General features: G+C 61.9%; 6 protein-coding genes. 2 read left to right on the top strand and 4 right to left on the bottom strand.

The features are described 5' to 3' along the window. Positions 1–182: 182 nt before the first annotated feature. The gene (locus HX855_RS28530) at positions 183–794 is read right to left on the bottom strand and encodes an LpxA family transferase (protein ID WP_177084077.1); all 612 of its coding nucleotides are present in this window, start codon (positions 792–794) and stop codon (positions 183–185) included. A 180-nt stretch (positions 795–974) separates the two neighbouring features. Between HX855_RS28530 and HX855_RS28525 the strand changes: the two genes are divergently transcribed. Beyond that, complete coding sequence (locus HX855_RS28525) at positions 975–2,378, top strand: sodium:solute symporter family protein (protein WP_177084075.1); 1,404 nt, start codon at positions 975–977, stop codon at positions 2,376–2,378. Between the two features lie 37 nt (positions 2,379–2,415). Then, entirely contained in the window at positions 2,416–3,336 is a 921-nt protein-coding gene (locus tag HX855_RS28520) for a pyridoxal-phosphate dependent enzyme (protein ID WP_177084073.1), read from the top strand. Between the two features lie 114 nt (positions 3,337–3,450). On the opposite strand, the gene HX855_RS28515 is transcribed toward HX855_RS28520, so the two are convergent. Genes HX855_RS28515 through HX855_RS28505 form a run of 3 tightly spaced genes read right to left on the bottom strand, consistent with a single transcriptional unit; the run spans position 3,451 to position 7,618 of the window. Further along, positions 3,451–5,061, bottom strand: a complete 1,611-nt coding sequence (locus HX855_RS28515) for a GMC family oxidoreductase (protein WP_177084071.1) — start codon at positions 5,059–5,061, stop codon at positions 3,451–3,453. A 27-nt stretch (positions 5,062–5,088) separates the two neighbouring features. Next, positions 5,089–6,306 (bottom strand): mandelate racemase/muconate lactonizing enzyme family protein, encoded by a 1,218-nt coding sequence (locus HX855_RS28510; RefSeq protein ID WP_177084069.1) that lies wholly within the window; start codon positions 6,304–6,306, stop codon positions 5,089–5,091. Position 6,307: 1 nt separating this feature from the next. Beyond that, positions 6,308–7,618, bottom strand: coding sequence for a nitrate/nitrite transporter (locus tag HX855_RS28505; RefSeq protein ID WP_177084067.1), 1,311 nt, complete (start codon positions 7,616–7,618; stop codon positions 6,308–6,310). Between the last annotated feature and the right edge of the window lie 11 nt (positions 7,619–7,629).

Here is a 7,629-nt window from a genome sequence, read left to right as displayed (position 1 = left end):
AATGTGTCAACCATGTCCCCGCACATGTGTCCACCATGTGTCCGGTCCGTACAGGGCGTTTGCCAAAAGTGACCCGCTGTAAGAGCGGAACCCTAAGTGGCCGTTACCGCAGGAATGGATATGTACACAGCCAAAACCGCCGTTACCGCAGCAACGGATATGAACACAGGCCCAGGCCCCCCCTACCCCTCACAATCAAAAACCTCCCCTCGCCTGACCACGCTCCCAGCCGCAAGCACCGCGCCCGGTGCCAACACCCCATTGGCCCCCACCCGCGACTGATCCCCCAGAAGCCCACCAAACTTGTCACACCCGGTCCCCCGCAAACGCCCCTCAATACGCACCCGGACCTCCTTGTCAGCCCGCTCGTTGCGGTAGTTGGCGACGATGCTGCCAGCCTCCAGATTAACCCCCCGCCCCAACACCGAATCCCCTACAAAGTTAAAGTGCGCCAACTTACTCCCACTGAACACAAACGAGGTCTTGAGCTCAGCCCCTGGCCCGAAGATGCAATGCTCATCCACCCAACACCCTCCCCGCAAGTAAGCACCGGCAGCGATAAAACAATGGGCCCCCACGATCAGCGGCCCCTTGAGCACCGCACCCGGTTCCACGATTGCCGTCCGGTGCACGGCCACCTCCTCACGAATCTCGTAAGCCTGGGGATCCAGCTGGCTCAGCAACTGGCGAACAATCACCGGCGCCTGGGTCACCAGGTCCCAGGGCGCCAGATCGCTCCACGGTTGCAAGGGAGAACGGGAAAAGTCCTGGATGTAGTCACAGAGTCGGATCAAGGGTCAAACCTCTGGAGATCAAGAGAAGCCCGAAACCTAGCATGCCCCTCCACCAAAGTCAGTGAAGCGGCCACAACAATACCTAACTGGTATCAACCCATACTCGCTCGATATTAGACGAAAGCAAAACCAGCAGAGGAAACTACACACAATTACAAAAATACCTAAAGAGTATAAAAAATGCCCACCCACTCCTCCTGGATCGTGCTGTCCATCACCGGCATTTACATGCTGAGCCTGGCACTGATCAGCTACGGCGTCCGCCGCCATTCCCGCAGCGCCAACAACTACACCACCGGCGGCGGGCATTTTCCGGCGTTCCTGATCGGCTTCCTGATGCTCTCGGAATTTATCGGCACCGCAGTCAGCATCGGCACCGCCCAGACCGGTTTCAAAGTGGGCATCTCCGCCGCCTGGAACCTGTTCGCCCTGGCCCTCGGCTTCGTCCTCTTCGCCTGGCTGCTGGCGCGCAAATACAAGGACCTGGGCGACAACACCATCTCCGGCGTGCTGGCGCGCAACTACGGCCAGCGCACCCGTTTCGCCACGTCGATCATCACCATCTTTGCCCTGGAGATCGTCGCCGTGTCGATCTACGCCAGCGGCGGCGCGGTGTTGGCCAGTGTGATGCAGGTGGACCGAACCTTGGCGATCGTGATCGTGGGGGTGGTCTCGGTGGCCTACGTGAGCATCGGCGGCATGCGTTCGGTGATTTACACCAACTTCGTCCACGCCGCCTTGAAGTACCTGGGCGTGGGCCTCGCACTGTGGTTTGGCCTGAAGCAAGTGGGCGGCATCGGCCAGTTGCAGGCGCAATTGCCGGCCAGCATGTTTGACTGGACCACCGTCGGCTGGGGCCAGATCATCGCCTGGATGATTGCCGGGATCGGTTCGATCTTTTCCACCCAATACGTGATCCAGGCGGTGAACACCGTCAGTCATGCGGGCAAGGCCCAGCGTGCCTGTTTCTACGTGGCGGTGCTGATGGTGCCGTTCGGCATCGGCGCGGCATTGATCGGGATGTGCAGCGCGGTGTTGTTCCCCAACGTCGACTCCCTGCAAGCCTTCCCGACCCTGATCGCCAGCATGGACCAACTGACCGCCGGGCTGGTGGTGGCGGGCCTTGCCGGCTCACTGTTCGGCACCATCTCGGCGGTGAGCATGGGCTCGGCAACGTTGTTGCTGCGGGATTTCTACGAGCCGTGGTTCAACCCGGAAAAAAGCGACGCCAAGTCCCTGCGCTTCGTGCGCCTGGCGACCATTGCCGTCGGCCTGTTGCCGATTGCCCTGGCGCTGACCTCAGACAAGGTGTTGATGATCGCCTTTCTCGGCAAGGCGCTGCGCGCGTCCCTGGCGGTGCTGGTATTGATGGTGTTCTATGCGCCGAAATTCGGCACCGCCGCCGGGGCGTTCCTGAGCATCATTGCCTCGTTGCTGGCGACCGTGGGCTGGTTCCTCGCCGGTAATCCGTGGGGCATCGACAACGCGTACATCGCCTTGTTTACCCCGCTGATCATCATGGGCATCAGCCATCTGACGCGCCGCCAGACACCGGCCGAACCGCTGGCGGCGGCCACCCACTGAGGTAGGATGGCAGCCCACCCAATAAGGAAGTTGCGCAATGCTGCCCATCCGCACCCCGTTGATCCTGCACCCCGGCCTCTCTACCCCTGCCCGGCGCATCTGGCTGAAGCTTGAGAACCTGCAACCCTGCGGCTCGTTCAAATTGCGCGGGATGACCACGCTCTGTGCCTACGCGGCGAGCCAGGGCAAGACCACGGTGGTGTGCCCGTCCGGCGGCAATGCCGGGTTGGCCACGGCTTTTGCAGCAAGAGGCCTGGGGTTGCAGGCGCGGATCGTGGTGCCGACCACCACCCCCGAAGCCACCCGTGCGCGCATCCGCCAGGCGGGCGCCGAGGTGGTGGTGCACGGTGATCTGTGGGATCAATCCAACGAACTGGCGTTGCAACTCTCCGCAGCGCCGGACGCGTTGTATGTACCGGCGTTTGATCACCCGCTGTTGTGGGAAGGTCACAGCCGCATGATCGATGAGATTCTTGAGGATTGCCCGCAGGTGGGCGCCATCGTGACCTCCGTGGGCGGCGGTGGATTGCTCGCCGGGGTGCTGACAGGGCTGGAACGCCATGGGCGGTTTGACTGCAAGGTGATTGCCTGCGAAACGGCAGGCGCGGCGTCGTTTGCGGCCGCTGTGGAGGCTGGAAAGCCGGTGCGGCTGGCGAAGATCGATACCGTGGCCAAGTCGTTGGCGGCGACCCAGGTGGCGGCGTGGCCGGTTGCACATATCGGCCAGTTTGCCCATCAGTGCGTGGTGCTGAGTGACGCCGAGGCGATGATGGGCGTGGCGCGGTATGCCGATGATTTACGGCAGTTGGTGGAGCCGGCGTGCGGGGTTTCGTTGGCCGTGGCGTATCTGGAACATGGAGCGATCGCCGGGGTTGAGGATGTGGTGGTGATTGTGTGTGGTGGGGTGAGTATTAATGCCGAAACGGTTGCTCAGTGGCAAAACACCGCCTCTCTATGATCGTTCCCACGCTCTGCGTGGGAATGCCACCCTGGACGCTCCGCGTCCGTTCGTGACGTCGTGACGCGTAGCGTCACAGGATGCATTCCCACGCAGAGCGTGGGAACGATCGGTTCAGGCATCCTGCAGGATAAGGTCCGCGCCCTTCTCCGCCACCATCAACACCGCTGCATGGGTATTGCCCGAGGTCACGTTGGGGAAAATCGACGCATCGACAATCCGCAACCCTTGCATCCCATGCACCTTCAGGCGCTTGTCCACCACCGACATCAACGGGTCAGAGCCCATGGCACACGACCCGCACAGGTGATAGATCGAGCCGCTGTTCTCGCGGAAGTACTGCAGCATCTCTTCGTCGGTTTGCACCGCCGCCCCCGGCAATACCTCCGCCACGGTCACGCCCTTGAGCGCCGGGGCCTGCATGATCGTGCGCATCAGCCGGCTGCCCTGGATCACCTCGTCGATGTCCTTCTGGGTGCTCAGGTAGTTGGGGTCGATCAAGGCCGCATCCCGTGGGTTTTTTGAAGCGATGCGGATCGTCCCGCGGCTGGTGGGCCGGCACGGGTTGAAGCACAGCAAAAAGCCTGAATACGGCTCGGGCTTGAGGCTGGCCTTGTTGTTTTTCGGGATCTGGTACGACAACGGGTTGAAGTACAGCTGCAGGTTGGGATGCGCCTGTTCAGCGTTGCCGCGAAAGAACCCACCGGCCTGGTTGACGCTCATGGCCAGCGCGCCCTTGCGGGTCAGCAGGTATTTAAGGCCGAGTTTGAACTGGCCGAACAGCGAGCTGAGCTGGTCGTTCAGGGTCGGGATATTGGCCTTGTAGTAATAGCTGGCACACAGGTGGTCCTGCAGGTTCTGCCCCACCGCCGGCAGGTCCTTGACCAGCGGGATGTTGTGTTCGGCGAGCAGTTGCTTGTCCGCCACACCCGACAGTTGCAGGATCTTCGGCGTATCCACCGCGCCCGCGCACAGGATCACTTCCTTGCGCGCGCTGAAGGTACGGACCACGCCGTGCTGGGTCACGCTGATGCCGGTGGCCCGCTGTTGATCGTCGAACAGCACGCGGTCTACCAGGGCATGCAATTCCACGGTGAGGTTCGGTCGCCCCAACGCCGGGTGCAGGTGGGCAAAACTGCTGGAGCTGCGCTCGCCGTTGCGGGTGTTGACGTCGTAGAGGCCCGCACCTTCGAAGTTCGGCCCGTTGAAGTCATCGCTCAGGCCATAGCCCAACTGTTCGCAGCCCTTGAGGAATACGTCGCAGATCGCGTGGGTCTGGCCCTTCATCGGGGTGATGCTGATGGGGCCGCTGCTGCCGTGGTATTCGGTGTCGCCCAGGGGGTGATTTTCCAGTTTGCGGAAGTACGGCAGCACGTCCTGGAAACCCCAGCCGTCGTTGCCGTTGGCCGCCCAGTCATTGAAGTCATGGGCTTGGCCGCGCACGTAGATCATGGCGTTGATCGAGCCGGAGCCGCCCTGCACTTTACCGCGCGGGGCGTAGATGGCGCGGTCGGCCAGCTGTTTTTGCGGCTGGCTGTAGTACATCCAGTTGAACGTCGGGTTGTAATACATCTTGGCAAACCCGACCGGGATCTTGAACCACCAGGAGCTGTCCTTGCCGCCGGCTTCCAGCAGCAACACGGAGTGTTCGCCCGAAGCGGACAGTCGGTTGGCGAGGACGCAACCTGCGGCGCCGGCGCCGGCGATGATGTAGTCATATGTCATTCACGGTTACCGCATCAGTCGTTTTTTTTAGCCCTTGGCGGGCGAAGTGTCTTTCACATCAGCCGGCGTGGGCGCCATTTGCAGGTGCAGGCGTTCGCCGGTGTACGGCGTGTGCTTGCGCACCACGTCCATGTTCAGCTCCACCCCAAGGCCCGGCTCGGTGGACGGGATGATGTAGCCGTCCTCCCATTGCAGCGGCTTGGTCAGCACTTCGGCGTGGAAGCCGCCCCAGGTCATGATGCTTTCCTGGATCAGGAAGTTCGGCGTGCAGGTCGCCAGTTGGAAACTCGCCGCCGCGCCAATCGGGCCGTTGTACAAATGCGGGGCGATTTGCGCGTAGTAGGCCTCGGCCATGCTCGCGATCTTCTTGGCTTCCAGCAGGCCGCCACAGCGGGCCACGTTCATTTGCAGGATCGATGCACCGCCGGCCTGCAAGAGTTTGAAGAACTCGTACTTGGTGGTCAGCCGCTCGCCGGTGGCGATGGGGATGGTGGTCTTGGCCGCGACCTGGGCCATGGCGTCTTCCTGGCCCGGTGGCACCGGCTCTTCGAACCACAGCGGGTCGTATTTTTCCAGGCGCTTGGCCAGGCGGATCGCCGATGACGGCACCATCTGCCCGTGGGTGCCGAACAGCAGGTCGCACTTGTCCCCCACCGCTTCGCGGATCTTGCGGCAAAAGGTTTCGCAGCGCTCCAGCACTTCCAGGGAAATCTGGTGGCCGGAGTACGCGGTGTACGGGCCTGCCGGGTCGAACTTGACCGCGGTGAAGCCCTTGTTCATGTTTTCAACCGCGCACTCGGCGGCCAGGTCCGGGTCGTCGTAGTCGTACTCGCCCTGGCTGTTGACCGGGTACAGGTAGGTGTAGGAGCGCAGGCGCTCGTTGACCTTGCCCCCCAGCAACTCGTAGACCGGTTTGTTGGCGGCCTTGCCGATGATGTCCCAGCAGGCCATTTCCAGGCCGCTGACCACGCCCATCATGGTCAGGTCGGGGCGCTGGGTGAAACCGCTGGAGTAGGCCTGGCGGAAGAAGCGCTCGATGTGGTGCGGGTCGTGGTTGAGCAGGTAGCGCTCGAACACGTCCTCGATGATCGGCAGCATGGCCTTGGGGCCGAAGGTGGCGGCGTAGATTTCACCCACGCCTTCTATGCCGCAGTCGGTTTTCAGTTTGACGAACAGCCAGTACATGCCGCCGATGTGGGGTGGCGGTACGGCGACAATATGGGTTTCGAGGGCGACGATTTTCATCTCAGGCACCTGTCTGGTTGAATTTTTTACGGTTGATCCGGGCGCGCAAGGTCAGGGCCGCGAGGGTCCCGAGCACGCCGACAAAGGCGATGTAGCCGAAGTACAGGTTGTAGCCGACCTGCCCCGGGTACTTATCGGTGAGGTAGCCATTGATCAGCGGGATAAAGGTGTCCGGCAGGTAACCCACCACCGAGACGATGCCGATGGCCAAGCCGGTGATGCGCAGCGGGATGTTGCAGCTGTCGAGGATCGCCCAGTACAGGCCGCGAATGGCGTAAGTCATCAGGCCGATAAAGATCACCGTGCCGATCAGCAAGCCGAGGCTGCCAATAGCCGGAAACACGATCAGGCCGACCATCGCCAGGGTCACCAGCACCAGCGCGACAATCAGCACCGAGATGTTGGAAAACTTGTCCCCCAGCCAGCCGCCGCCGATCCCGCCGATAGGCCGCATCCACAACTTGATGGTGGTGATGGTGCCGGCCATCACGGCGGTCATGCCGCTGCCTTGCAGGTAGTCAGAGAAGCTGTAAGTGGCCCAGAACATGTGATAACCGCAGAACACAATGGCGGTCACCAGCCACAGCTCGGGGATTTTCACCAGGGTGGTGAGGTCGGCGATCAGGTTGAACTTGCCCTTCTCCACGGCGGCGGTTTCGGCCATGGATTTGGGGTCTTTGAGCAGCACCAGCACGCAACCGATGGCGATACACACGAAGGAATACAGGTACACCACGTGCTTGAAACCTTCAGCCGCGGTTTGGCTGCGGGTTTCGGTGGCATAGGCGAACAACCCCAGGGCCACGGTGGCCAGCAAGGCCTCCACCAGGCCACGGCCGCCGTCGAGGATGCCGAAGAACCGGCCTTGCTCGCTCTGGTGGGCGATCATTTTTACCCGCTTGAGCACCGAGGCCCAGAAGGTCAGGCCGGTGGTCAGGCCCCAGCAGCCGAAGATAATCATCAGGCCCGTCATGGACGGCACGGTGGAGTACCAGATACCCAGCGCACCGGTGGCCACCAGCGAGAAAAAGATCAGGAAACGCGGTGGCAGCCGATCGGCCAACCAGCCACTGGGCAGGTAGCTGAGCAGGAAGATCGTACCGAGCATTGAATACAGATAACCCAACTGGCTGTGGTTGATCTGGAACACGTCGAGCATGGTGGTCTGGTAGACCTGGCGCAGGTAGAGGATCGGGTAGATCGCCCCGGCGGCCAGCACCAGCAACATCAATTGGAAGTAGCGACTGGCTTTGTCGCTTTTGGCCGCGGACACGGCATCGAAACCCTGGGCAACGGGTGCAGGCTTGGACATCTTGTAGACCT

It is taken from the genome of Pseudomonas sp. IPO3778 (assembly GCF_013386825.1).
In the GTDB taxonomy this organism is placed as follows: domain Bacteria; phylum Pseudomonadota; class Gammaproteobacteria; order Pseudomonadales; family Pseudomonadaceae; genus Aquipseudomonas.
Note: the sequence above shows the minus strand (reverse complement) of the source record. Positions and strands in the feature narration are given on the sequence as shown.